General features: G+C 65.8%; 24 protein-coding genes. 8 read left to right on the plus strand and 16 right to left on the minus strand.

Annotation, left to right across the window (positions count from 1 at the left end; all coding sequences use genetic code 11):
* Nucleotides 1–25: 25 nt before the first annotated feature.
* The 4 genes from FMM79_RS11740 to FMM79_RS11755 all read right to left on the minus strand — a co-directional run bounded on the left by FMM79_RS11740 (nt 26) and on the right by FMM79_RS11755 (nt 4,493).
* On the minus strand, nt 26–1,177 hold the full coding sequence (locus FMM79_RS11740) for an FIST N-terminal domain-containing protein (protein ID WP_148627667.1): 1,152 nt from the start codon (nt 1,175–1,177) through the stop codon (nt 26–28).
* Nucleotides 1,178–1,345: 168 nt separating this feature from the next.
* Nucleotides 1,346–1,756, minus strand: coding sequence for a DUF779 domain-containing protein (locus tag FMM79_RS11745; RefSeq protein WP_148627668.1), 411 nt, complete (start codon nt 1,754–1,756; stop codon nt 1,346–1,348).
* Between the two features lie 300 nt (nt 1,757–2,056).
* Entirely contained in the window at nt 2,057–3,577 is a 1,521-nt protein-coding gene (adh, locus tag FMM79_RS11750) for an aldehyde dehydrogenase (protein WP_148627730.1), read from the minus strand.
* Nucleotides 3,578–3,707: 130 nt separating this feature from the next.
* Nucleotides 3,708–4,493 (minus strand): aspartate/glutamate racemase family protein, encoded by a 786-nt coding sequence (locus FMM79_RS11755; RefSeq protein WP_162528495.1) that lies wholly within the window; start codon nt 4,491–4,493, stop codon nt 3,708–3,710.
* A 137-nt stretch (nt 4,494–4,630) separates the two neighbouring features.
* Between FMM79_RS11755 and FMM79_RS11760 the strand changes: the two genes are divergently transcribed.
* Genes FMM79_RS11760 through FMM79_RS11770 form a run of 3 tightly spaced genes read left to right on the plus strand, consistent with a single transcriptional unit; the run spans nt 4,631 to nt 6,498 of the window.
* Nucleotides 4,631–6,097: an ATP-binding protein gene (locus FMM79_RS11760; RefSeq protein ID WP_148627670.1), complete on the plus strand. Its 1,467-nt coding sequence runs from the start codon at nt 4,631–4,633 to the stop codon at nt 6,095–6,097.
* 12 nt (nt 6,098–6,109) lie between these two features.
* Nucleotides 6,110–6,295 carry a DUF4169 family protein gene (locus FMM79_RS11765; RefSeq protein ID WP_148627671.1) on the plus strand — a complete coding sequence of 62 codons (186 nt, stop codon included), beginning with the start codon at nt 6,110–6,112 and terminating at the stop codon, nt 6,293–6,295.
* A complete protein-coding gene (locus FMM79_RS11770; protein ID WP_148627672.1) occupies nt 6,295–6,498 on the plus strand; it encodes a hypothetical protein in 204 nt (67 codons plus the stop codon). The genes FMM79_RS11765 and FMM79_RS11770 overlap by 1 nt, the downstream gene beginning before the upstream one ends.
* A gap of 243 nt (nt 6,499–6,741) precedes the next feature.
* On the opposite strand, the gene FMM79_RS11775 is transcribed toward FMM79_RS11770, so the two are convergent.
* Together FMM79_RS11775 and FMM79_RS11780 are read right to left on the minus strand one after the other, a co-directional pair.
* Nucleotides 6,742–7,230, minus strand: coding sequence for a hypothetical protein (locus FMM79_RS11775; RefSeq protein ID WP_148627673.1), 489 nt, complete (start codon nt 7,228–7,230; stop codon nt 6,742–6,744).
* Between the two features lie 194 nt (nt 7,231–7,424).
* Nucleotides 7,425–8,072, minus strand: coding sequence for an NAD(P)H-binding protein (locus FMM79_RS11780; RefSeq protein WP_148627674.1), 648 nt, complete (start codon nt 8,070–8,072; stop codon nt 7,425–7,427).
* Nucleotides 8,073–8,288: 216 nt separating this feature from the next.
* Between FMM79_RS11780 and FMM79_RS11785 the strand changes: the two genes are divergently transcribed.
* From FMM79_RS11785 to FMM79_RS11805, 5 genes are read left to right on the plus strand one after another with little or no spacing between them, the layout of a single operon-like run.
* The gene (locus FMM79_RS11785; protein ID WP_148627675.1) at nt 8,289–9,452 is read left to right on the plus strand and encodes an 8-amino-7-oxononanoate synthase; all 1,164 of its coding nucleotides are present in this window, start codon (nt 8,289–8,291) and stop codon (nt 9,450–9,452) included.
* Complete coding sequence (locus tag FMM79_RS11790) at nt 9,449–10,069, plus strand: alpha/beta fold hydrolase (protein ID WP_148627676.1); 621 nt, start codon at nt 9,449–9,451, stop codon at nt 10,067–10,069. Before FMM79_RS11785 ends, FMM79_RS11790 begins: the two co-directional genes overlap by 4 nt.
* Nucleotides 10,070–10,077: 8 nt before the next feature.
* A complete protein-coding gene (locus FMM79_RS11795) occupies nt 10,078–10,845 on the plus strand; it encodes a methyltransferase (protein WP_148627677.1) in 768 nt (255 codons plus the stop codon).
* Between the two features lie 8 nt (nt 10,846–10,853).
* On the plus strand, nt 10,854–11,516 hold the full coding sequence (gene bioD, locus FMM79_RS11800; RefSeq protein ID WP_148627678.1) for a dethiobiotin synthase: 663 nt from the start codon (nt 10,854–10,856) through the stop codon (nt 11,514–11,516).
* On the plus strand, nt 11,513–12,778 hold the full coding sequence (locus FMM79_RS11805) for an adenosylmethionine--8-amino-7-oxononanoate transaminase (protein WP_148627679.1): 1,266 nt from the start codon (nt 11,513–11,515) through the stop codon (nt 12,776–12,778). Before bioD ends, FMM79_RS11805 begins: the two co-directional genes overlap by 4 nt.
* A 147-nt stretch (nt 12,779–12,925) precedes the next feature.
* Here FMM79_RS11805 and FMM79_RS11810 read toward each other — a convergent pair whose 3' ends face one another.
* From FMM79_RS11810 to FMM79_RS11855, 10 genes are all read right to left on the minus strand, one after another.
* Entirely contained in the window at nt 12,926–13,534 is a 609-nt protein-coding gene (locus FMM79_RS11810) for a fasciclin domain-containing protein (protein ID WP_148627680.1), read from the minus strand.
* 22 nt (nt 13,535–13,556) lie between these two features.
* Nucleotides 13,557–14,801 carry a hypothetical protein gene (locus FMM79_RS11815; protein WP_148627681.1) on the minus strand — a complete coding sequence of 415 codons (1,245 nt, stop codon included), beginning with the start codon at nt 14,799–14,801 and terminating at the stop codon, nt 13,557–13,559.
* A gap of 190 nt (nt 14,802–14,991) precedes the next feature.
* Nucleotides 14,992–16,401: a type I glutamate--ammonia ligase gene (glnA, locus tag FMM79_RS11820; protein WP_148627682.1), complete on the minus strand. Its 1,410-nt coding sequence runs from the start codon at nt 16,399–16,401 to the stop codon at nt 14,992–14,994.
* Nucleotides 16,402–16,575: 174 nt separating this feature from the next.
* Nucleotides 16,576–16,914, minus strand: coding sequence for a P-II family nitrogen regulator (locus tag FMM79_RS11825; protein WP_039392137.1), 339 nt, complete (start codon nt 16,912–16,914; stop codon nt 16,576–16,578).
* Nucleotides 16,915–17,312: 398 nt separating this feature from the next.
* The gene (gene argC, locus FMM79_RS11830; protein WP_148627683.1) at nt 17,313–18,236 is read right to left on the minus strand and encodes an N-acetyl-gamma-glutamyl-phosphate reductase; all 924 of its coding nucleotides are present in this window, start codon (nt 18,234–18,236) and stop codon (nt 17,313–17,315) included.
* Nucleotides 18,237–18,242: 6 nt separating this feature from the next.
* Nucleotides 18,243–18,653, minus strand: a complete 411-nt coding sequence (locus tag FMM79_RS11835) for an SH3 domain-containing protein (RefSeq protein ID WP_240339130.1) — start codon at nt 18,651–18,653, stop codon at nt 18,243–18,245.
* Between the two features lie 457 nt (nt 18,654–19,110).
* Nucleotides 19,111–19,482 (minus strand): hypothetical protein, encoded by a 372-nt coding sequence (locus tag FMM79_RS11840; protein WP_148627684.1) that lies wholly within the window; start codon nt 19,480–19,482, stop codon nt 19,111–19,113.
* A gap of 105 nt (nt 19,483–19,587) precedes the next feature.
* Nucleotides 19,588–20,310 carry a hypothetical protein gene (locus FMM79_RS11845; RefSeq protein ID WP_148627685.1) on the minus strand — a complete coding sequence of 241 codons (723 nt, stop codon included), beginning with the start codon at nt 20,308–20,310 and terminating at the stop codon, nt 19,588–19,590.
* A gap of 135 nt (nt 20,311–20,445) precedes the next feature.
* Nucleotides 20,446–20,937 (minus strand): hypothetical protein, encoded by a 492-nt coding sequence (locus FMM79_RS11850; RefSeq protein WP_148627686.1) that lies wholly within the window; start codon nt 20,935–20,937, stop codon nt 20,446–20,448.
* 134 nt (nt 20,938–21,071) lie between these two features.
* The gene (locus FMM79_RS11855) at nt 21,072–22,466 is read right to left on the minus strand and encodes a M17 family metallopeptidase (RefSeq protein ID WP_148627687.1); all 1,395 of its coding nucleotides are present in this window, start codon (nt 22,464–22,466) and stop codon (nt 21,072–21,074) included.
* Nucleotides 22,467–22,470: the final 4 nt, after the last annotated feature.

The following is a 22,470-nucleotide window of genomic DNA, read 5'->3' on the forward strand; positions in this document are numbered from 1 at the left end:
CCGCTCCTGTGTCTCCCGTCCCGGTTCAGCGCCCTATCGCCAGACCACTGAAGGTCTGGTTCATGTGCGCTGCGAGGAATTGCTCACCATAGGTGTTGAAGCCGATGATCTTGTTGTCGACGTAGAGCCGGGAGAGTTCGCGCACGATCTGCCGGTCCTCGGCATCCAGACGATTGAGCACGCAGTCGAAGCCGATCACGTGATCAATCGTGCCGATGCGCCGGGAAACCTTTCCGATCAGCTCGTTCATCCACGCGATACGCTCGAGCGGCTCGCCGATGGTGAGAACGACGCCGGTGTCGATGGCGCAGTAGAAAGTGAGTGAACCGTCCGGGTTGGCCGACTGGATCGAACGCACGTGATGCTGCCCGCCGGTGCGCACCATGGGCGGGTGCGCGGCGAAGAAGTGCGCATCGAGCGCATCGGGCGCCTGCCCGGTGAGGCGTACGTATTCCTCGGCGGCGGGCGCGGCATTGATCTCGTAGACCGTGCGGCTCTGGGGATCAGCCTCGGTAATGACCATGCGCGCAGGGCCGGGCCGATAAGGGCTCTCGCAAAAGACGTGCATCGGGCGGCGGCTGGTGAGCACCGCGATCACCGCGCAGTCCCCATGGAAACGCCCTTCATGCAGTACGCCGGTCTCGCTGAAGGACAGGCCATCCCCGCTCGAGCCGCCGATCAGCTGGATGTCGCCCAGCGCGTGCTGCGCGGTCATAGTCAGCAGTTCCTCACGGTGCGAGAGCCCATCGACGAAGAACAGCGCGACCTGGTGCACGTCCTGGACCGCCGCGTGATCGAGCCGCGCGGCCGCAACCAGCTGGCGGATCGCGCCCTGGGCTTCCTGCGGGTCGAAATGGTCGAGCGAATCGAAGCGCAGCGAGACCATCGAGAAACTCTCCGCCGGAAAGCCGACGAGCACCACCGTCTCGGTGTCATAGCCCCGATCGGTCAGCTCGCCCGCGCTGGTACAGCCGATCAGCGGCACGCCGGGCAGCCCTTCGCGCAGGGCCTGCGCCAGTTCATCGCGCGGGAAACGGTTGGAGCAGAACAGGAGCGCCCCCGCCAGCTCCATCGTGCCGACCGCGGCGGCAAGGTCGGCCACGACCTGTGCGACATCGGCCGCGCGCGAGGAACAGGTCAGAAGGGGCGTATCGCCATGCTCCAGCTGGATCTGCATGCCTTGACTATCTCTCCCATCGGACCTCCTCGTTCGGTGGAAGGCCCTAGCAACCCTGCGCGGCCCGGAAGGCAACGTGCAATCGTTTTTCAGACCTCAGTCTTACGCCGCGACAGCCCGCAGGCCAAGGGATTTGCGACATGGCGCAGAGGCCCGCATGGCCATGTATCATGGCGCCGCAGCATCGCCGCGCGGTGGCTCTCCGGCCGCCGACAACCTGGCGTTTTCCGCATCGGTAAAAACGCGGCTGCGGATCACGAAACGCACTCCCTCGGGTGCCTCCAGGCTCATGCCCGAACCGCGCCCGGGCACGATATCGATAGTGACCTGCGTATGGCGCCAGTATTCGAACTGCGCCGCCCCGATCCAGACCGGCGTATCGCCCACCAGAGTGCCCAGCAGCACGTCCTGCCCGCCCACGCGAAACTCGCCCGCGACAAAACACTTCGGCGCGGAACCGTCGCAGCATCCGCCTGACTGGTGGAACATGAGCGGCCCGTGCTGCGCGCGCAGCCGCAGGATCCAGTCCTGCGCCGCGGGCGTCGCGCAAATCCGCGGGGCAGGTGTCGTGTCGCTCATCGCTGCGCTCCCTAGATTTCAAAGAAGCGATTCCGAGGACCATCGCCCTCTGGCTCCCAGAAATTGTCACCCTCACCTCACGTCCGCACCGGGCGTGGAGAGGGGTGAGGATGCTCGGTTTGGGGTCAAGGGGCGATGGCCCCTTGAGAAATCCTTCTTCCCTCCCAAAAAGACGGTGGATGACCCGAGGGCCACCCACCGACCCGAGAGACCTGGCGCCACTGGACTGGCGGAGTGAGAGATGGGCGCCGGGAGCGGAGCTCTGCAGGGCTCCTTGGGGGCTTGTCCAGGACGTTCGGATCAGAAGAAGCCGAGCGCCTTGGGGCTGTAGCTGACAAGCAAATTTTTGGTCTGCTGGTAGTGGTCCAGCATCATCTTGTGATTCTCACGCCCGATGCCCGACTGCTTGAAGCCGCCGAAGGCCGCATGGGCGGGGTACATGTGGTAGCAGTTGGTCCACACGCGCCCGGCCTGGATTCCCCGGCCAAAGCGGTAGGCGCGCGTGCCATCGCGGGTCCAGACACCGGCGCCCAAGCCATAGAGCGTGTCGTTGGCGATGCTCAGCGCCTCTTCCTCGGTCGAGAACTTGGTCACCGAAAGCACCGGCCCAAAGATTTCCTCCTGGAAGATGCGCATCTTGTTGTGGCCTTCGAGCACGGTGGGCTGCACGTAGTAGCCCTGCGCCATGTCGCCCTCGTGAAGCGCGCGCGCACCGCCGGTGAGGACCTTGGCGCCCTCGTCCTTGCCGATCTGGATATAGGAGAGGATCTTCTCCATCTGGTCGTTCGAGGCCTGCGCGCCGATCATCGTGGCGGGATCGAGCGGGCTGCCCAGCTTGATTGCCTCGACACGCTTGATCGCCTTTTCGATGAAGGCATCGTAAATCGATTCGTGCACCAGCGCGCGGCTCGGGCAAGTACAGACCTCACCCTGGTTGAGCGCGAACATGGCAAAGCCTTCGAGCGCCTTGTCGAGGAAGTCATCGTCCCGCGCCATCACATCCTCGAAAAAGATGTTGGGGCTCTTGCCGCCCAGTTCGAGCGTGCAGGGAATGAGGTTCTCGCTCGCGTACTGCATGATGAGGCGGCCGGTGGTCGTCTCCCCGGTAAACGCGATCTTGGCGATACGCTTGTTGGTGGCAAGCGGCTTGCCCGCCTCGACGCCAAAGCCGTTGACGATGTTGAGCACGCCTGCGGGCAGTATGTCGGCGATCATCTCGGCCAGCACCAGGATCGACATCGGGGTCTGCTCGGCGGGCTTGAGCACCACGCAGTTGCCGGCCGCCAGCGCCGGGGCGAGTTTCCAGGCCGCCATCAGCAGCGGAAAATTCCACGGGATGATCTGGCCCACGACGCCCAGCGGCTCGTGGAAATGATAAGCCACGGTGTCGTGGTCGATCTCGCCGATGGAACCTTCCTGCGCGCGTACGCAGGCCGCGAAGTAACGGAAGTGGTCGATTGCCAGCGGCACGTCGGCAGCGGTCGTCTCGCGGATCGGCTTGCCGTTGTCGACGGTCTCGACCAGCGCGAGCTTGTCGAGATTGGCTTCCAGCCGGTCGGCGATCTTGAGGAGCGTGTTCGAACGCTCGGTCGAAGAGGCCTTGCCCCAAGCGTCCTTCGCCGCGTGTGCGGCATCGAGCGCGAGCTCGATGTCCTCGGCCGTACCGCGCGCCACCTGGCACACCACCTGCCCGGTGACGGGCGAGACATTGTCGAAGTACTGCCCCTTCACGGGCGCGACCCATTTGCCGCCGATGAAATTGTCGAACTTGTCCCGGATAAGCGTTGCGCCCGAGAACTTGCTCATGGCCTGCTCCAGCATCCCCATATCTCCAAACATGACCTCATCGCTCTTGCGCGATTTTTTCGAAGGCCACATTGGGCCGCAGGGCAGCCAGAGCCAATTGTACCATGGGACGATAGAGCGTGGTCAGGGCAAACGGTCCCGAACCTCAAAGCCCCTCGGAGAGGACGCAGACCGGACAGGCTTCCTCGGGCAGGTCGGCGAGCGCATCGACCATCGCGCGCACGGCGGCCAGCCGCGCCGCCTTCGCCGGACAAGGTGTCCCTTCCCGCGCGGCCTCTACCGCCTGCAGCGCCGCCTCGGCGAGCGGATTGATCACCGGAACCAGCGCCCTTTCGGCCAGCCTTGCGGCGATCGGCGACATGCAGGTACAGCCCAGGAGGATCGCCTCAGCCCCGTCCGCCGCCGCGCGCGCCATGCTGGCGCGGACACGCGCAAGGATATCGCCCCCCCCCTCCCCGATCCGGCCAAGATAGCCATCGGGGCCTGAAAGAGCGGCCAGGTCCGCTTCCTCGCCCGCGTTGTAGATGCCGGTGCAGGCACCGGCATGGCCGTAGAGCCGCAGCAGGTCATGGGGAATAAAATTCATCGAGGCAGGCCAGACAGTGACAATGGCAAAGCTCCCCTGCATTGCCGCACGCGCCATTCCGGCCTCGCCCGCGCCGACGACGGGTACCCCGGCGCTTGCCCGGAGAGCCGCCAGACCATAGTCGCCCAGCGTATCGAGCACGAGCGCATCGGCGCCCGCCTCTACCGCCGAGAGCCCGGCTTCCAGATGCCCTATCGCCTGCATGTCGCGGGCGGCAGGATCGGACGGGAACACCCCCAGCCGCGAAGGAAAGGCAAGCCGTTCAACACTGCCCGGCAACATGGCGCCCAATTCGGGGCGCACCGGCCCCAGGTTGCGCAGGGTTCCGATCAGGGCAAGGCGCATGGCGATCCTCCGTGGGTCGGTTAATTGATCCATGTTTATGTCAAAAAAATCCTCGCCCGCAAGAATCCGCCTCCCTTCTGGAAAACCGGGCACGCGCCCCTTGCCTCCCCCCACCCGTATTTGCCAATAGGGCCCCTGTGAGCGCGAATATCGTCATCGGCGACGGGCCACACGGCCAGCCGACAGAGATCGACATCAAGGAACTTCTGGCGACCCGCCTGCTGGTGCAGGGCAATTCCGGGTCCGGCAAGTCGCATCTGCTGCGCCGCCTGCTCGAAGAGAGCGCCAGCCTCGTCCAGCAGATCGTGATCGATCCCGAAGGTGACTTCGTCAGCCTGGCCGAGGAATTCGGCCACGTCGTGATCGACGGCGCGGCCTATGGCGAGGCCGAGATCGTCAAGCTCGGCGCGCGCATCCGCCAGCACCGCGCCTCGGTCGTGCTCGCGCTCGACGAGCTGGAAATCGACAGCCAGATGAAGTGCGCAGCCCAGTTCCTCAACGCCCTGTTCGATGCCCCGCGCGACCAGTGGTACCCCGCGCTCGTCGTCGTCGACGAAGCGCAGATGTTCGCACCGGCTGCCGCAGGCGAAGTCTCCGAAGAGGCGCGCCGCATTTCGCTGGGCGCCATGACCAACCTCATGTGCCGTGGGCGCAAACGCGGCCTTGCGGGCGTCATCGCCACGCAGCGCCTTGCCAAGCTCGCCAAAAACGTGGCCGCCGAGGCGTCCAACTTCCTGATGGGCCGCACCTTCCTCGACATCGACATGGCCCGCGCCGCCGATCTGCTCGGCATGGAGCGTCGCCAGGCCGAGGAAATCCGCGATCTGGGACGCGGCCAGTTCCTGGGTCTGGGCCCGGCCATCTCCCGCCGCCCTGTCAAGACGCAGATCGGTTCGGTGAAGACCGGCGCCAAGTCGGTGACGCCCGGCCTCATGCCGCTGCCCGAAGCCTCGAGCGAGGACATGCGCGAGCTGCTCCACGACAACCTCCACGTCGAACCCGAGAAGCCCGACTTCGTGCGGCCTGCGCGCCGCCGCATGGAAATGGAGGAACTCGACGAGAGCATCGCGTCGGGCCCCGCCGCCGAGGCCCTGCCCGCGCGCGCCGAACGCCCCGAGGCCGAACCGGAAGAAAATCGCGCCGCCATGCTCGAAATCCTGAACGAGATGGCCCGTGACGAGGACAGCCTGTTCCAGTCCTCGACCACGCTGTTCCAGGACTTCACCATCCGCTGCCGGATGAAGGGCATCTCGGTGCGCAGCCTCGATGCCACGATGTTCCGCCGGGGCTTTGCCGCTGCGGTCGCCGGAATCGAAGACCCCGAGGACGAACGCTGGTTCGACCTTGTGAACCTGGCCAAGCACGTCCCCGACGACGCGCTTGCCCCGTTTTACGTCATTGCCCGCGCGGCGATGGACAACGAGCCGTGCCCCGACGATGACCGGCTTGCCAAGATCTACGGCACCAGCTCACCGCGCCGCATCCAGCGCCTGCTCGACTACCTCGAAAAGGACGGGCTGATCGTGGTGCGCACCGACTTTGCCGGCAAGCGGTCGGTCGGCGTGCCCGATCTGGGCGTGACAACCGCCGCCGTCGAGGCGTAAAAGCCCCCCCACATGGCCGAGATCGTCAACCTTCGCATGGCCCGCAAGGCGAAGGCCCGCGCCGATGCCCGCGCGCAGGCCGAAGAAGCACGCGCCCGCCACGGCGCCAGCAAGGCCACCCGCGAGAAAACCTCCTCGGAGATTGCCCGGCGGGAGCGCACCGTCGAGGGCGCCCGCCGCGAAAAGGACAGCGACTGATGCGCACGACTTACCTCGAGGCGACCGTGCGCCTCTACCACCTGAGCGATGCGATGGAGGGCGGCGCGGCCGAAACGCTGTTCTACGGGAGCCTGACCGAGGCCATGCAAATCGCCGCGCAGCAGGACGAGGCGACGCAGGAAGGCCTTTTCATCGCCACCGACAACGATGTCGTCGCCTATCTCGACCTGCTTGAGGGCTGAAAGAGGAAAGAGATAGTTCAAGGGGTCATCACCCCTTGAACCCGGAAACAGCGACCTCACCATTCTCAACCGACGCCGCGCGCGAAAGGTGAGGGTGACAGGTTGGGGAGCCCGCAGGCGATGGCTCTCGGAAAATCTCTTCCAACTTCTTCTACCTGCCCCACCCCGCAGGTGCCTCGGTGGCCGCGCGCGGTGGGACAGGCAGTTCGGCAGAACCGGTGATTTCCGGTCCCTATCGGGTTCTTAGAAGCGGGCCTGCAGGCCGCCTGCGACATAGCCATCGCCCACGTTCACCTTGGCATCGAGCATCGGCATGACCGGCATCGAGGCCGTGCCGTAGGCCCGCACCGAATCGCCCATGTAGCGCGCGCCCACGCCCAGCGTGAGCATCGGCAGGCTGTAGCTGGCTTCCACGCGGCCATAGGCCTTGAGGCCGGTGCCGTCGCAGTGGTCGTCGTTCACCGCGACTTCGTCGATGCGGCGGTAGCACACGCCATCGTCCGAGGTATAGCGCGGGTGGTCCTTATCGTAGATGAAGGCGCCGACCGAGGGGGTCACGGCGAAGCCGCCGTCGCGCAGGATCGGGTAGCCCACGCCCAGTTCTCCGCCCCACTGGCCCTTCCACTTGGCGACATTCGCCTCGGCGGTGACCTGCGCCGCGGCGGGCGAGGCGGCCAGCAGCGATCCGCCCAGGGCTGCGGCGGCAAGGGCAAGAACGTGGCGGTGCGACATGGTTCGTATCCTTCTCGGGTATGCACAAAGGGGCACACACGGCCTCCCCCGCGCATGCTGGTGGCCCTGTTGCGCATAGCAGCCCGCAGCGACAAGCAGCGCGCACGCAGCCCGTCCCGCCCGCCTGTCACCTCACCGCTATCCGGTACAAAAAACGCGCCGGGCCGTCGGTTTAGGCCACCGCGAAACCCAGGTCAGACCATGGCGTCGAGCGCGTCGGCCACCGGCGTATCCCCATCGGTCAGTTCCAGGATCACGCGCGAGAGCTGCGGACGCTCCAGGATTCCGGCCAGCACCTGCGCCACGTGGTCGCGCGAGACGTTGCCATAGGGAAGCGCGAGGCCCAGCGCGATCGTGCCGTCGCCGCCCTCGGAACTGAGCGTGCCCGGACGCGCGATCACCCAGTCGAGATCGCTTTGCGAGAGGTGCGCGTCGGTCAGCTTCTTGATGCGCATGTAGTTCTCGAACCCCTCCTTGGGCTCGGCATCGCGCCCCGCCTCGGGGAAGGCTGAGACCAGCAGGAAGCGCGTCGCGCCCGCCTTGCGCGCGGCCGCCACCGCTTTGACCAGCCCATCGCCGTCGACCGCCTGGGTGAGGTCGTAGCCCGCCCCGCCCGCACCGGCCGAGAACACGACCGCATCGGCACCGTCCATCCGCTCGGCCAGTTCATCGACGCTGAGCGCGGTAATGTCGCCGGCCACCGGGGTTGCGCCCTTGTCGGCAAGGATCTGAGCCTGCTCGCTCTTGCGGTGCATGGCCAGCGGCACATGGCCCGCCTCGGCCAGCAGGGAGACCAGACGCGAGCCTACCTTGCCGGCGGCACCGATGATGAAGACGTTCATGCTATTGGTTCCTGTTCTGGTACGAAAGGCAGGCGCAAGGCGCTTGCCTTCTTTCGTTTCTTTGCCAGCCCATGTCGGAACGACGTATTCCCATGACAACCGCCTGGGAAGACGCGATTTCCCCCGACCCTGCGCCCGGCCACCCCTGACAACGCAACAGGAAGTTCCGCCCACGCCATTGTCACATGCGCGCAGTTGCCATAACCGGCAGCAAGAATGACACGGCTCGACCCCTTTCTGACAGAGGCGCTGGCGCGGATCGAAACGGCCGGGCAGCGCCGTACCTTGCGCCCCGCCCACCTCGCGGCCACCGGGCGGATCGTCCGCGAGGGACGTACCCTCATCGACTTCTCCAGCAACGACTACCTCGGCCTTGCCCGCCACCCCGTGTTGAGCGCGCGCGCCATCGCCTGGACTGAGCGCCTTGGCACCGGATCGGGTGCCTCGCGTCTCGTCACCGGCACCAGTGCCGAGCAGCTGGCCCTTGAAGCGCGCATCGCCCGCTTCAAGCACACCGAGGCCGCGCTGGTCTTTGCGAGCGGCTGGCAGGCCAACGCCACCGTCATCCCCGCCCTGCTGGCTGCGGTGCCGGGCTGCATAGTCTTCACCGACCGACTGATACACGCCTCGATGCACGCCGGGCTGGCCAATGCGGGCGTGCGCCAGGTGCGCTTTCGCCACAACGACCTCGACCACCTCGAAATGCTTCTGGAGAGCAAGGGCCGCGAGGCGCCCGCACGCCTGATCCTGACCGAGAGCGTGTTCTCGATGGACGGCGACCGCGCGGACCTCGCCCGCCTGGCTGACATCGCGCATCACCACGAGGCCGCGCTCTATGTCGACGAGGCCCACGCGACCGGCGTCCTGGGCCCGGGCGGGACGGGTCTCACCGGCGAAGTGCCCGGGCGTATCGATCTTGTCATGGGCACCTTCAGCAAGGCGCTCGGCAGCTTTGGCGCCTATGTCGCGGGCTCACGCGTGCTCATCGACTACCTCGTCAACGCAGCGAGCGGCTTCATCTTCACCACCGCGCCACCACCTGCGGTGCTGGGCGCGATCGATGCCGCGCTCGACCTCGTGCCCTCCATGGACGCCGAGCGCGCGCATCTGGCCGATCTCGGCAACCGGCTGCGCGAAGGGCTCGGCGCGCTTGGCCTCGATCACGGCGCATCCAGCACCCAGATTGTGCCCGCCGTGATCGGCCCGGAGGCCGAGACCCTCACGCTCTCGGCCCGGCTCGACGAGGCCGGGTTGCTCGTCTCGGCAATCCGCCCTCCCACTGTTCCTCCCGGGTCCAGCCGCCTGCGCATCGCGCTGCGTGCGGCCCATTCTCCCGACGACATCGACGCACTGCTGACAGCGCTCAAGGACGCCCTGTGAACCTTCTCTTCGCCCATGGCTGGGGCTTTGACGCCTCCTTCTGGGAGCCTCTCGCCGCCCTCCTGCCCGAGCACGCGCACGTGTTCGACGACCGAGGCTACTTCGGCAGACCCGCCCCGACCGAAATCGCAGGTCCCTGCCTTGCCATAACGCACAGCTTCGGCACCATGCGCGTACTTACCAATCCGCCTCCGGGTCTTGTCGGCATCGTCGCCTTCAACGGCTTCGACCGTTTCAGCGCGCGCAGCGGACGCGCCGGGATTCCGGTACGCGTGATAGACCGCATGCTGCGCCGTTTTACCCAGAGCCCCGAGACCGTGCTTGCGGAATTTCGCGCAACCTGCGGCGACGAAACCCAAGTGCCCACACCCGTCCCCGATCCCTTGCGCGAAGACCTGCTGCGCCTGCGCGACGGCGAATGCCCGCCCCCTGCTGTGCCGCTCACCTCGGTCCAGGGCGGCGCCGATCCGCTCCTTGTGCGCGAGATACGAGAGAGCGTCTTTCCGCGCGGCGAGGTGCGCCGGGTGAGCCATACAGGCGGCCATCTCCTCCCTGTCGAGGACCCGGCTTTCTGCGCCGAAACGGTGCGCGCCATGGTCGGCGCACAGGTCGCGTGAGGCCGGCCTTGCGCGTCCCCCGCGACCAGATCGCCCGCGCCTTTTCGGGTGCCCACGGCTACGAAGCTCACGCGCCGGTCCAGCGCGAGGTCGCCCGCGCATTGGCCGCCCGCATCGCTGCGCTGGATCTGCCCTGTAACCTTCGCGGCCTGGAAATCGGCTGTGGCACCGGCTTCCTGACCCGCGAACTGCAGGCCGCCCACGTCACCGGGGACTGGCTTGTCACCGACCTTTCGCCCGACATGGTCGCACGTTGCCACGCGGCGCTGGGCGCAAGCCCCCGCCACCGCTTCGCCCCGCTTGACGGTGAGACCGGAACCCCCGAGGGCGGCCCCTTTGACCTCATCTGCTCCAGCCTGGCCCTGCAGTGGTTTGCCGACGCGCCCGCAGCGCTCGCCCGCATGGCCGGATGGCTGGCGCCAGGCGGCCATCTTGTCGTCACTACGCTGGGGCTCGAGACATTTGCCGAGTGGCGCGCCGCGCACGCAGCGCTGGGCCTCACGCCCGGAACCCCGGCCTTTCTCCCGGCAGAAAACTACGCGCAGCTTCCCGAAGCAGAGGTCTGCGTCACGCGCCACGTCCAGCGCAGCGCGGACGCGCACGCCTTCCTGCGCAGCGTCAAGGCCATCGGCGCGGGCACCGCGCATGGCGCCCACACGCCGCTCACCCCTGCGCAACTTCGCGCAGTCATGGCGCAATTCGACCTTAACGGATCCACGGCCACCTACGAAGTCGTGACGATCCACCTGAACCGCCCCCCGATCCGGACAAGGTGATTGTACCGATGACCGACCTGCCTTCGCCCCGCCACACCCTGATCGTCACCGGCACCGACACCGAGATCGGCAAGACCGTCTTCGCCGCCGCGCTGGCAGGCGCCCTTGACGCGCACTACTGGAAGCCCGTGCAGGCCGGCGTCGAGCCTGAGGACGCATTTGGCGAAACCGACGCGCTGCGCGTCGCGGGACTCTCCGGTCTGGCCCGCGAGAAGATCCTTCCCGAGGCCTATCGCCTCGTAACCCCCTGCTCTCCCCACCTGGCGGCCGAGATCGACGGGGTGGAGATCGCCCCGACGCGCCTGTTGCTCCCCTCGGTGCCCGGCCCGCTGGTGGTCGAAGGCGCAGGCGGCGTCCACGTCCCCATCTCGCGGCACGAAACCTACGCCGACCAGTTCGTGCGCTGGGGCGCACCGGTGATCCTGGTGGCCCGCACGCAGCTGGGCACGATCAACCACACGCTGCTTTCGCTCGAAGCCCTTCGCGCCCGCGCGATTCCCGTGCTCGGGGTTGCCTTCGTGGGCGAGGCGATGAAGGACAGCGAGGACATCATCTGCGCCATGGGCGGCGCGAAGCGGCTGGGCCGCCTGCCACGTCTCAATCCGCTCAGCCCCGAGAAGCTTGCAGCCGCCTTCGCCGCGAACTTCAACCTGGAGGACTTCGCCCCATGAGCACGCCCCCCGCATCGTCGATCTGGCACCCCTTCACCCAGCACGGTCTTGGCGAGCCGATCCCCGAAGTCGCACATGCAAAGGGTGCGATCCTGCACCTCTCCGACGGGCGCTCCATGATCGATGCGATCTCGTCCTGGTGGGTGACGACGCACGGGCACTGCAATCCGAGGATCATGGCGGCAATCGCCGAGCAAGCTGGCAAGCTCGACCAGATGATCTTTGCAGGCTGGACCCATGGCCCCGCCGAAGAGGTGGCGAAAGGCCTGCGCGAAATCATGCCCGAAAGCCTGACGCGCGTATTCTTCTCCGATTCCGGATCGACCAGCGTCGAGGTGGCCCTGAAAATGGCGCTTGGCTACTGGCACTGGCAGGGCGAAGCGCGCTCGCGCATCCTCGTCATGGAAAATTCCTACCACGGTGACACCATCGGCGCGATGTCGGTGGGCGAACGCGGCGTGTTCAACCAGCCCTACGATCCGCTGCTCTTTGATGTCGGGCGCATTCCCTTACCCACAGCGGACCGCGAGGAGGCCACGCTCGAAGCGCTCGAACGTTTCTGTGCGTTAGGCGACACCGCAGCGCTGATCGTTGAGCCACTCGTGCTGGGGGCTGGCGGCATGCTGTTCTACAGCGCCGAAGTGCTGGGCCGAATGCGCGCGATCTGCAAAGAGCACGACGTACTTTTCATCGCCGACGAGGTCATGACCGGCTGGGGCCGCACCGGCACGCTGCTCGCCTGCGAGCAGGCCGGTATCGAGCCGGACATCCTGTGCCTGTCCAAGGGCCTGACAGGGGGCGCGGTGCCGCTCGCGGTGACAATGGCAAGCGAAGAGATATACAAGGCGCACCTTTCCACCGACCGCGCGCGCATGTTCTTCCACTCCTCCAGCTACACGGCCAATCCACTCGCCTGCGCCGCGGCCGCCGCGAACCTCGCAATCTGGCGCGAGGAACCAGTACGCGAACGTATCGCACAGTTGAGCGCCAAGCAGGCCGACTGGCTCGACAAGCTGGGCCAGGTCTACCACTTCAACAACGCGCGAAGCCTCGGCACGATTGCCGCGCTCGACCTCAAGAGCGACGGGGCAACCGGCTACATGAACGATCTGGCGCCCCGGCTCATGGCCTTCTTCCGCGAACGCGGCGTGCTGCTACGCCCGCTGGGTAACACGGTCTACGTGATGCCCCCGTATGGCATCACCGACGAAGAGCTTGCCACCGTCTGGGATGCCATCGGTGAGGCTGTGCTCAGCTTCTGAGGCCTGGATAATGGCCCTCGGGACGCGCGCCGAAGCGGTACAGTCAGGAGGAGAACGCCGTGGGCCATCGCCCTCCGGCTCCCCATTATGGCTGCTTCACCTTTCGCGCGGCCTTGGCTGAAAAAGGGGAGGTCACCGATTTTGGGTTCAAGGGGCGCTGGCCCCTTGAACCTTGCGCAGCAGCCCGGAAAGCGGGATCGCAACGCTCGCGCCGCCCGCCAAGGCCTCGCCCTTGAAGGTCGCCTGCGCGCCGTCCGGCGAGGTCACAGTGATCGCATCGCCGTTGCGGCGGAAGGTCAGGTCCTCACCTGCAAGACTGGTGATCGTAACGGAGCCCTCGTCGCTGCGTTCGATTGCGCCTTCGATGTCACGCGGCATGAGGTAGCCGGGCAGCAGGTGCTGCTTGAGGAGCGCGGCCATCGCGGCTTCGTCTTCGCCATCCGTGAGGGCCTCGCCCCCTTCGCCCAGCGCGGCGAAGCTGGCATCGTCTGGCGCCAGCAGGGTGTAGCTGGCATTGCCTTCGAAGATACCCGCAAGGCCGGTATCTTTCAGTGCATCGCTCACGGTTTCCATGCCGTCTGTATCGTCCAGAAGTTCGGGCACGGGGTCCGAGGCCGGCTCGGCCAGCACGGCCGCGCCGGTCGCATCGGTGGCCGGGGTCTCGCCCGAGCAGCCAGCCAGGGCCAGCCCGCAGGCACCGATCAGCGCCAGCGTCCCGGCCCGAAGGCCGGAAGCGCGGTGCGAAAGTGATGTCATCTTGGGGTTTCTCCTCGGGTGCTCAAACGAGCAGTTCGATGGCGGCCTGAACCAAGCGCGAGGTCGGATCGAGCTGGTAGATGTAGCCGTCGCTGTAGCGGTAGAGCGCGTCGGGGGTATCGTAGTACTGGTCGCGATAGCCATAGGGGACGTTATAGACATCATAACCGCGCGGCATCGGCTGGCCGACGGCGATGTCGCTGCCCATCAGCAGCCCCGCGATCGAATCGATCCGCGAGGAGCCCGGGTCCATGCGGTAAAGCGTGTCGTCGTAGTAGCGGTACGAGTTGCCACCACCCAAGCCATAATAGCTGTTGTAGTAGTCGGGCATCGCCACGCTGTCGTACGATCCGGGCCAGACGTTGCCGATCGCCAGCGCACCCGCGAAAAGCGGGATGTAGTCGAGGATCGAGGAGCCCGATCCCATGCGCACCATGTAGCCATCAACGTAGCGGTAGTTGCCGCCCCGGTCAAAGCCGCTCCAGTACCAGTCAGGGCGCGACCACGAATAACGCGGCCCCCGGTCGAGGCCGGGCGGGGTGCAGCCGTTGTACTTCTTGGCGAGGCCAGGCGGACAGCCATCATAGACCCGGCGCCGGTCGATCCGACCCCAGTCAATGGTGCGATCCCGTGTCAATACGCGCACGCGGTCGTTTGTCGGCACGATGAAATCGCGCCCGCCCGGACCGCTGTAGCTGACACGGCGGATGTCACCGCGTTCGGGCCGATGGACCACGTTGGAGGGGTGGGCATTGCCGCGCAGCCGTGCGTCGCTGTTGCCGTTCCCCGGTGCGCCAGCCATGGGCGGGGCCTTCCCGTTGCCCCCGCCATTGCCATTGCCATTGGCATTCCCATTGCCGCGTTCAGGGCCGTTGCCCGGTCCCTTGGTGAGAGCGTTGCCGTTGCCTTTGCCCGGAGCGCACCGACCATTGCCTTGCGCCCCCTTGTCGGCGCGGGCTTGCTCGGCGCCCCCGCCCGGTCCCTTTCCGCCGCCATTGCCAGGGCCCTTGCCCTGCCCGTTACCTGCGCCCCGCTCGGGTCCGCCACCACGGTTCTGGGCCTTGGCCGGACCACCGCCGTTGTTGCCGCCGTTGTTGCCTGGCCCTCCACCACCATTGCCGCGCTGCTGCGCTGCGGAAGGACCGCCGCCGTTATTGCCCTTCCCGTTGCCATTGCCATTGCCATTCCCGGGCTGGGCGAGAGCCGCGCCAGCCACAAGGGCGAACCCCGCAACCGTTCCGGCCAAAATCGTGTGCGCCTTCCGCATCGAAAATCTCCTTTCGGGGACTTTCAACGCGGCAATCCTCGCCGCTGTTCCCCGCGATGTCCGGATGGCGGGTGGAGATCGCGCCTCTACATGCCACGAAACGGCACGCAAAAAGGGCGCCCGGATTGCTCCAGGCGCCCACTCGGTGAACCGATTTTGCCCCTGCCCCGAAGGGAAGGGAAATGCGCGATCAGGCGCTGTAGTACATGTCGAACTCGACCGCCGAGGGCGTGGTTTCCCAACGCAGCACTTCGGGCCACTTGAGTTCAAGGTAGGCTTCGACCTGGTCGGCGGTGAACACGTCGCCTTCGAGCAGGAACGCGTGGTCGGCCTGGAGGGCTTCGAGAGCCTCACGCAAGCTACCGCACACGGTCGGAACTTCGGCGAGCTCTGCGGGCGGCAGGTCGTAGAGGTTCTTGTCCATCGCTTCGCCGGGGTGGATCTTGTTCTTGATGCCGTCGAGACCAGCCATCAGCAGCGCCGAGTAGCACAGGTAGGGGTTCGCCATCGCGTCGGGGAAACGGAATTCCACGCGCTTCGACTTGGTACCAGCACCGTAGGGGATGCGGCACGAGGCCGAACGGTTGCGCGCCGAGTAGGCGAGCAGAACCGGAGCTTCGTAACCCGGGACCAGACGCTTGTAGCTGTTGGTGGTCGGGTTGGTGAAGGCGTTGAGCGCCTTGGCGTGCTTCACGACACCGCCGATGAAGTACAGGCAGGTCTCCGAGAGGCCGGCATAGCCGTTGCCCGCGAAGGTGTTGTCGCCATCGTTCCAGATCGAGATGTGCGTGTGCATGCCCGAACCGTTATCGGTCTGGATCGGCTTGGGCATGAAGGTGGCCGACTTGCCATAGGCCTGCGCAACCATCTGCACGACATACTTGTAGATCTGCATGCGGTCAGCGGTGGTGGTCAGCGTGCCGAAGGTCAGGCCGAGCTCGTGCTGGGCAGCCGCCACTTCGTGGTGGTGCTTGTCACAGGGCAGGCCCATTTCGAGCATGGTGGTGACCATCTCGGCGCGGATGTCCGAGCAGCTGTCGACCGGCGCGACAGGGAAGTAGCCACCCTTGGCGCGCGGACGGTGACCCAGATTGCCGGTGTCGTAGTCACGGCCGGTGTTGGTCGGCAGCTCGACGTCGTCAATCTTGAAGCCGTTGCCATCGTAGCCGTCGTAGAACTTCACGTCGTCGAACATGAAGAACTCGGCCTCGGGGCCAACGAAAACGGTGTCACCGAAACCGGCCGACTTGACGAAGGCTTCCGCGCGCTTGGCGGTCGAACGCGGGTCACGAGCGTAGAGTTCGCCGTTCGAAGGCTCAACGATGTCGCAGAACACAATCAGCATCGGGGTGGCCGAGAACGGGTCAGTGTAGACGGCTTCAAGGTCGGGCTTGAGGATCATGTCCGACTCGTTGATCGTCTTCCAGCCCTCGATCGAGGAACCGTCGAACATCAGGCCGTCTTCGAGCTCGTCTTCGCCCAGGACGCCCGCACACATCGTCAGGTGCTGCCACTTGCCCTTGGGATCGGTGAAGCGCAGATCAACCCATTCGATCTCCTCGTCCTTGATCTTGGCAAGGACGTCCTTTGCAGTAGCCATATGTGTGGTTCTCCAATCTTACTTTTCCGCCTCGGGAAAAGGCATAGGGGTGGATGCGCTGTCCGGGAATGGCCGGGCCCCCGGCCGGTAGCTTTCCCGAGTATCCGACCGGCGAACCGGCCCAGAATGGTTATGCCCGGAGCCTGCTGGTCCGGACGATGTGGTTCGTGGCGCTCACAGAGCCTCGTCGTCACGCTCTCCGGTGCGGATGCGGATCGCGGTCTCGACGGGCACGACGAAGATCTTGCCGTCGCCGATGCGTCCGGTCTGTGCCGCATCGGCAATGGCTTCGACCACCCGCTCGGCCAGCGTATCCGAAACGACGACTTCCAGCTTCACTTTGGGCAGGAAATCGACGACGTATTCCGCGCCGCGGTAGAGTTCGGTGTGTCCCTTCTGACGGCCAAAGCCCTTGGCCTCGGTCACCGTGATCCCGGATACGCCCACTTCGTGCAGCGCCTCCTTGACCTCGTCGAGCTTGAAGGGCTTGATGATAGCTTCGATCTTCTTCACGCCTGACTGGACCTTCTTGCCTTTGCGCCCGGACTGCATTCACGAGGATCCCGTCCGGGACCCAGATTCCTCGCTGCCGATCCTAACAAGAATCGTGCCATTGGATATTCTACAGTCGTAGGACAACTGCGCAGGCGCGAAAAGACCGGATTTGCATGATTTGCCCGGTAAGGGTGGCTTTTTCGCAAAGTTTTAACAGCAAGGCCCGCAAGAGTGTGTGCAAGTTTCAGGCAATTGCTGCCTTAAAATTGTGCAACTGCACATCATCGCAATGAGAGGGCCGCTCGGCGCGCACAAGCGCCCCGGCGCCTTCGCACATAAAGGTTAACGCGCAGAGCCCTGTGGGCCGCACGGGACGCTCTATTTCCGGAAGCCCCCCAAGGGGCCCAGCGCCGATGTCAGAGACGCAAGGCGGCGGTCTCGTCGAGACCGGCCATGATGTTCAGGTTCTGCACCGCAGCCCCGCTCGCCCCCTTGCCCAGATTGTCGAGCATGGCCGCCATCCGCGCCTGGCTGCCGTCCGCCGCGCCGAATACACGCAGGGTGAGCGCGTCGCTCGGCTCCATCGCGCTGCGCAGGAGCAGTTCGCCCGGCTCTTCGTCGAGCACCGAGACGACCGGGCTACCGGCGTAGAACTCGGCCAGTGCGGCGCGCAGGGTATCGGCGCTGCCCGCCTTGTCCATCATGGCAAGGTGCAGCGGCACTTCAACCAGCATGCCCCGGTGCGCAGGCACTACAGCCGGCGCGAAGACCGGATCGTGCGCGATTCCCGAGTGCGCCTTCATCTCGGGCAGGTGCTTGTGACCCATGGCAAGGCCATAAGCGCGAAAGGCAATGTCGCCCTCTTCCTCGAAGCGCGCGATGAGCGCCTTGCCACCGCCCGAATAGCCCGAAACGGCGTGGCAGACATAAGGCCAGTCGGCGGGCAGCAGGCCCACGCGCACGAGCGGCGCGACCAGACTGAGGAAGCCGGTGGGATAGCAGCCCGGATTGCTGACGAAACGCGCGCCCGCAATCTTCTGGTGCCCGATGAGTTCAGGAAAGCCGTAAGCCCAGCCGGGCGCGGTACGGTGCGCCGAAGAGGCATCGATCACGCGCGTGGTGTCGTTGCGGATCATCGCAACGGCGGCCTTCGCCGCCTCGTCGGGCAGGCACAGGATCACGAAGTCGGCATCGTTGAGCGCCTCGGCGCGCGCGGCATCGTTCTTGCGGCGCGCGTCGTCGAGAATGACCAGCTCGAACTCCGGGCGGGCGCCCAGACGATCGGCGATCTCCAGACCCGTGGTTCCGGCCGCACCGTCAATGAAGACCGTCTGTGCCATCTGAGTTTATTCTCCTGCCTGCGGCGCTTCGATCTGCTCGAGCGCCACGTAACCGACGAGCCCGTCCTCACCAATCTGGCCCCAGCTCCAGGCACCCGCAATGTCGAGCACGTTAAAGACCGCGCCTTCGTCCAGCTCAGCCAGGACTTCGCCCGTCGTGGTGGGTGCCGAGACCAGCTGTGCCCCCGCCTTTGCGGTATAGGCCACAGGCACCGCGTAGTGCGGTACGAAGCACAGCCCCGCGAGCTTGATATGCGCAAGATCGCCGCGCACCGGCAGACAGCCCGGTTCGGCAGTTACCGAAGGTCCGGTCATCGCCAGCATGCCGTCAAGCGGGAGGGTGCGTGTATAAGTGTCGTGTTCGGTCACGTTGAGGCCATCGGTGAAACGGAAGATTGGGGCGCTTATCCCGCTCATCGCAAATACGCAAGTTTCACAGGGCCCGCAGGGCAGATCGCCCCCTGCCCGGCCTTGCCAAGCACACGATCCGACATGGGCATCTGATCTCCTTCGTTCGCGTGTTCACACGCCTGATGGGGCGGTGATGGTGCGACCATTGGGCCGAAGGAGCAAACCCGAAAAGGGCAGGAACGGACAAAGGAGATCACTCCAAGGGGCCATCGCCCCTTGCCCCCGGATTGGCGACCTCACCCCTCTCAGCCACGGCAGCGCGAGCGCCTTGAGATCACTGGGATGGGGAGCCCGAGGGAAATGGCCCTCGGATACATCTTTTTTCTGCGTACCATCCTTTTCCAAGCCCTCTTGGAACCGGACGCAAGTCGGGGGCCGCATGTCCAGTCATGCGGCCCCCTCCCTCACGCAGGGACGCGTGGCCCGGCGCCCCCTGAAGGCACGCCGGGCGGTTCGATTAGGTTCAGATTGCGAGTTCGGCTTCGACCGAGCGCAGCTTGATGCGGGCAAGGGCGAGATTGGCCTGCTTGCGGTCGAGCAGCAGGTAGGCGAACAGGCCAGCGCCCGAATCGTCGGTCAGCGGACGGATCAGCTGGTAGTGTTCGCCCAGCGTGATGAGCATGTCCTCAACCGGATCGTTGAGCTTGAGGAGCTCCTGCACGTTCATCTGTGCGCGCATCACCTCGCTGCTGCCCGCCGCGGCCAAGTCAAGGTCCCCGCCGTCGCGCATTTCGCCGACGGTCGCGATGGTCATGCCGCTCGCGCTGTCAACGAGAGCGGCCGCGATGGCGCCGTTGATGGTCATGAGTTCGGCGAGCTTGGCTTCGAAATCCATGGTGTAATCCTTGAAAGCTGTGTCTCGGTCCGGCTGCGCGCATAGTCATGGGCAGGCGTCGGCACCCGAGCGGTGTCATTATGGGAATGGTCAGGCCCGAGCGTCTCAGGCGGCAACCGTGTTGAGCGAGAGAATCGTATCGAGGCTGCGCTGGAGCTCGGCGCTCTCGAAGGCCACGACGCCGCCTGCGAAGGCTTCGGCAGTATCGTGAAGCCCCGCCAGTTCGTCGACCAGACCCGCCAGCGCGTCGTCGAGGACCGGGAGAAGGGCTTCCATTTCATGGCGAATGTCCGACTTCTCGATCAGGCTGCGCCACTTGCGCAGCAAGAGGGTGGTGACCTTGAGCGTGCTCTCGGTCGCCTTGATCTGCGCGCTCATGTGCCGGGCCTGGTCGCGATCATCGTCGAGGCAAGTGTGCATCGAATCGATCCCGTTCTCGAGCGTCTGGACAAGCGCCTGTGTGGCCGCGCTGGAGGTTTCCGGGTCCTCGCGACCATCGATTGTGTCGGCAGCGAAGCGGCAGACCGATTCGGCCTGGAGTTGCGCGATGCTGACCGACGCGCGCAGGCCATGACGCTGGACGCAGGTCTGGTCGACCGCATCGAGCACGCCCTGCATGGTGGCAGCGACCTTGTGGCACTGCTCCTCCAACGCTGGGGCGGCCTTGGCGACGTGCGGCTCGACCTTGGCATTCCCGGTGACGACGAAGCGCGCATTGGCAAGCGCCTCTTCCAGCCGTCCCAGGCAGTTCACCGCCTTTGCGACCCGTATGTCGAGCGCTTCGGCCAGATGGTCGGCGTTGGCAAGTCCATCTGCCAGCGTGCGCACCTGTCCCTCGATAACCGCACCCGCGTCGAGCAGCGCGCGGGCGCCACCGGTCGCCGACGGGCGGGTCGGAATGGTGGCACCGGCCTGGAAGCGCAGCTCCAGCTCGCGCGGGAGGAAGGCGTTCTGGAAGGCCTCCTAGCTGGCGTAGCCCAGCTTGGCGAGTTCGGCGAGGATCACCTCTTCACCGATGCGCGCCGCACGGCCTGCGCTCTCGCCCTGCGCTATCGCCTGGATCTCGGCCTCGCGGGCGGCTTCATAGACCGTGTGGACCGTGTCGCGAATGCCCAGATCAATCGGGCGCGCGCGCACCGAAATATAGCCTTTGCCCAGCGGCGAGACGGTGGCCAGTGCCCAGTAGCTGCTGCCGTCACCCGCCAGGTTGAAGACATAGCCGCTGAACGCGCGGCGGGCCCCGATCGCCTCCCACATGAGGCGGAAGACGCCGCCCGGCATGTCGGGATGACGGATGAGGTTGTGCGGCGCACCAATAAGACCGTCGCGATCTAGACGCGCCATTTCGACGAACACCTGGTTCGCCTGCTCGATGACCCCCTTGGAATCGGTCGTCGAGAAGAACAGGTCATCGAGGGCGACCTCGTGGAATGCTCCTGTCGGTTCGAATGTCATGGATGGCTCCTTGTCCCTGCGTCCTGGACACGCAGGGACTAATCCGAATCGCCATCCCCTGGCTTTGATCTCACATAACTAACGATGCGGTAACTACGCCTGGAAACATCTGATAAACAGATATTTACATGCCGTTAATCGGCCTTCTCATAGCGATTGCGGAGCATCTGCCAGGCTGCGCGCAGGCCCAGCGCCGCGCCACCCTTGCTGCGGCCGGGCTTGACCGAAGGGCGCCAGGCGAAAGTGTCGAAGTGGACCCAGTCCACGCCCTTGGGCACGAACCGGTCGAGGAACAGTGCGGCCGTGGTGGAGCCTGCAAAGCCCCCGCCCGAACCTGCATTGTTGATGTCGGCGATGTCCGACTTCATGTACTCGCGGTACCCTTCGTGGAGCGGCAGGCGCCAGCAGGCATCGTCGGTGGCGATTCCGGCTTCGAGCAGGGCATTGGCGGTGTCATCCTCGCGCGCGAAAAGCGCGGGCAGGTCCGGCCCCAGCGCCACGCGCGCAGCGCCTGTAAGCGTCGCAAAATCGATCACCAGCTCGGGCTCGTTCTCGCCTGCGCGCGCCAGCGCATCGCCCAAGACGAGGCGCCCTTCCGCGTCGGTATTGCCGATCTCGACCGAGATCCCCGCGCGCGACTTCAGGATGTCGCCCGGTCGGAAGCTGTTGCCCGCAATCGCGTTCTCGACCGCCGGGACCAGCAGGTGCAGGCGCACCGGCAGCTGCGCCTGCATGATGAGGCGCGCCAGCGCGAGGGCGTGCGCCGCGCCGCCCATGTCCTTCTTCATCAGCAGCATCCCTGCGCTGGGCTTCACGTCGAGACCGCCCGAATCGAAACACACACCCTTGCCCACGATGGCGATGCGCGGGTGCTTGGGGTTGCCCCATTCCAGCTCGATCATGCGCGGCGCATGGCTGCGCGCAGCGGCACGCCCTACGGCGTGGACCATCGGGAAATCATGTTCGAGCATGTCGCCCCGGGTCACACGGATCTCGGCCCGGTAGGCCTTGTGCAGGTTCTCCGCCTCGGCCTCGAGCTGGGCGGGGCCCATGTCCTCGGCGGGCGTGTTGACAAGGTCGCGCACCAGCATGACCGCCTCGGCTTCGGCGAGGGTCGGCTCGATCGCCTTGACCTCGCTTGTGAGGAGCACGCGTGGCCCCTCCTCCTTGGGTTCGGAGACGTAACGGTCGAAACGGTACTGGCCCGTGACCCAGCCGAACATCGCCGCGCCCGGCTCGCCGCCGATGCGGCGATAGGTGCCTGCAGGCAGCGTCTCGGCCAGCTTGGCCATGCACCAGCAGGAAAGCCTGTCGGTATCGGCGACACCGGCAACGGCCATCCAGCCCTCGCCATCAGGAAGGATTGCCTGGGCACCCGCATCGCCCTCGAAGCGCTGCGCCTCGAGCGCGGTGCGCTGGGCTGCATTCAACCCCTTGCGGACGGCGTCGAACCCATCCTTGTCGACGAGGTGGATGGAAACCGCGCTCTGGCCGCGATCAGGCTGAATCAATGCGTTCTTGTCGCTCATGGCG

It is taken from the genome of Novosphingobium sp. BW1 (assembly GCF_008107685.1).
In the GTDB taxonomy this organism is placed as follows: domain Bacteria; phylum Pseudomonadota; class Alphaproteobacteria; order Sphingomonadales; family Sphingomonadaceae; genus Novosphingobium.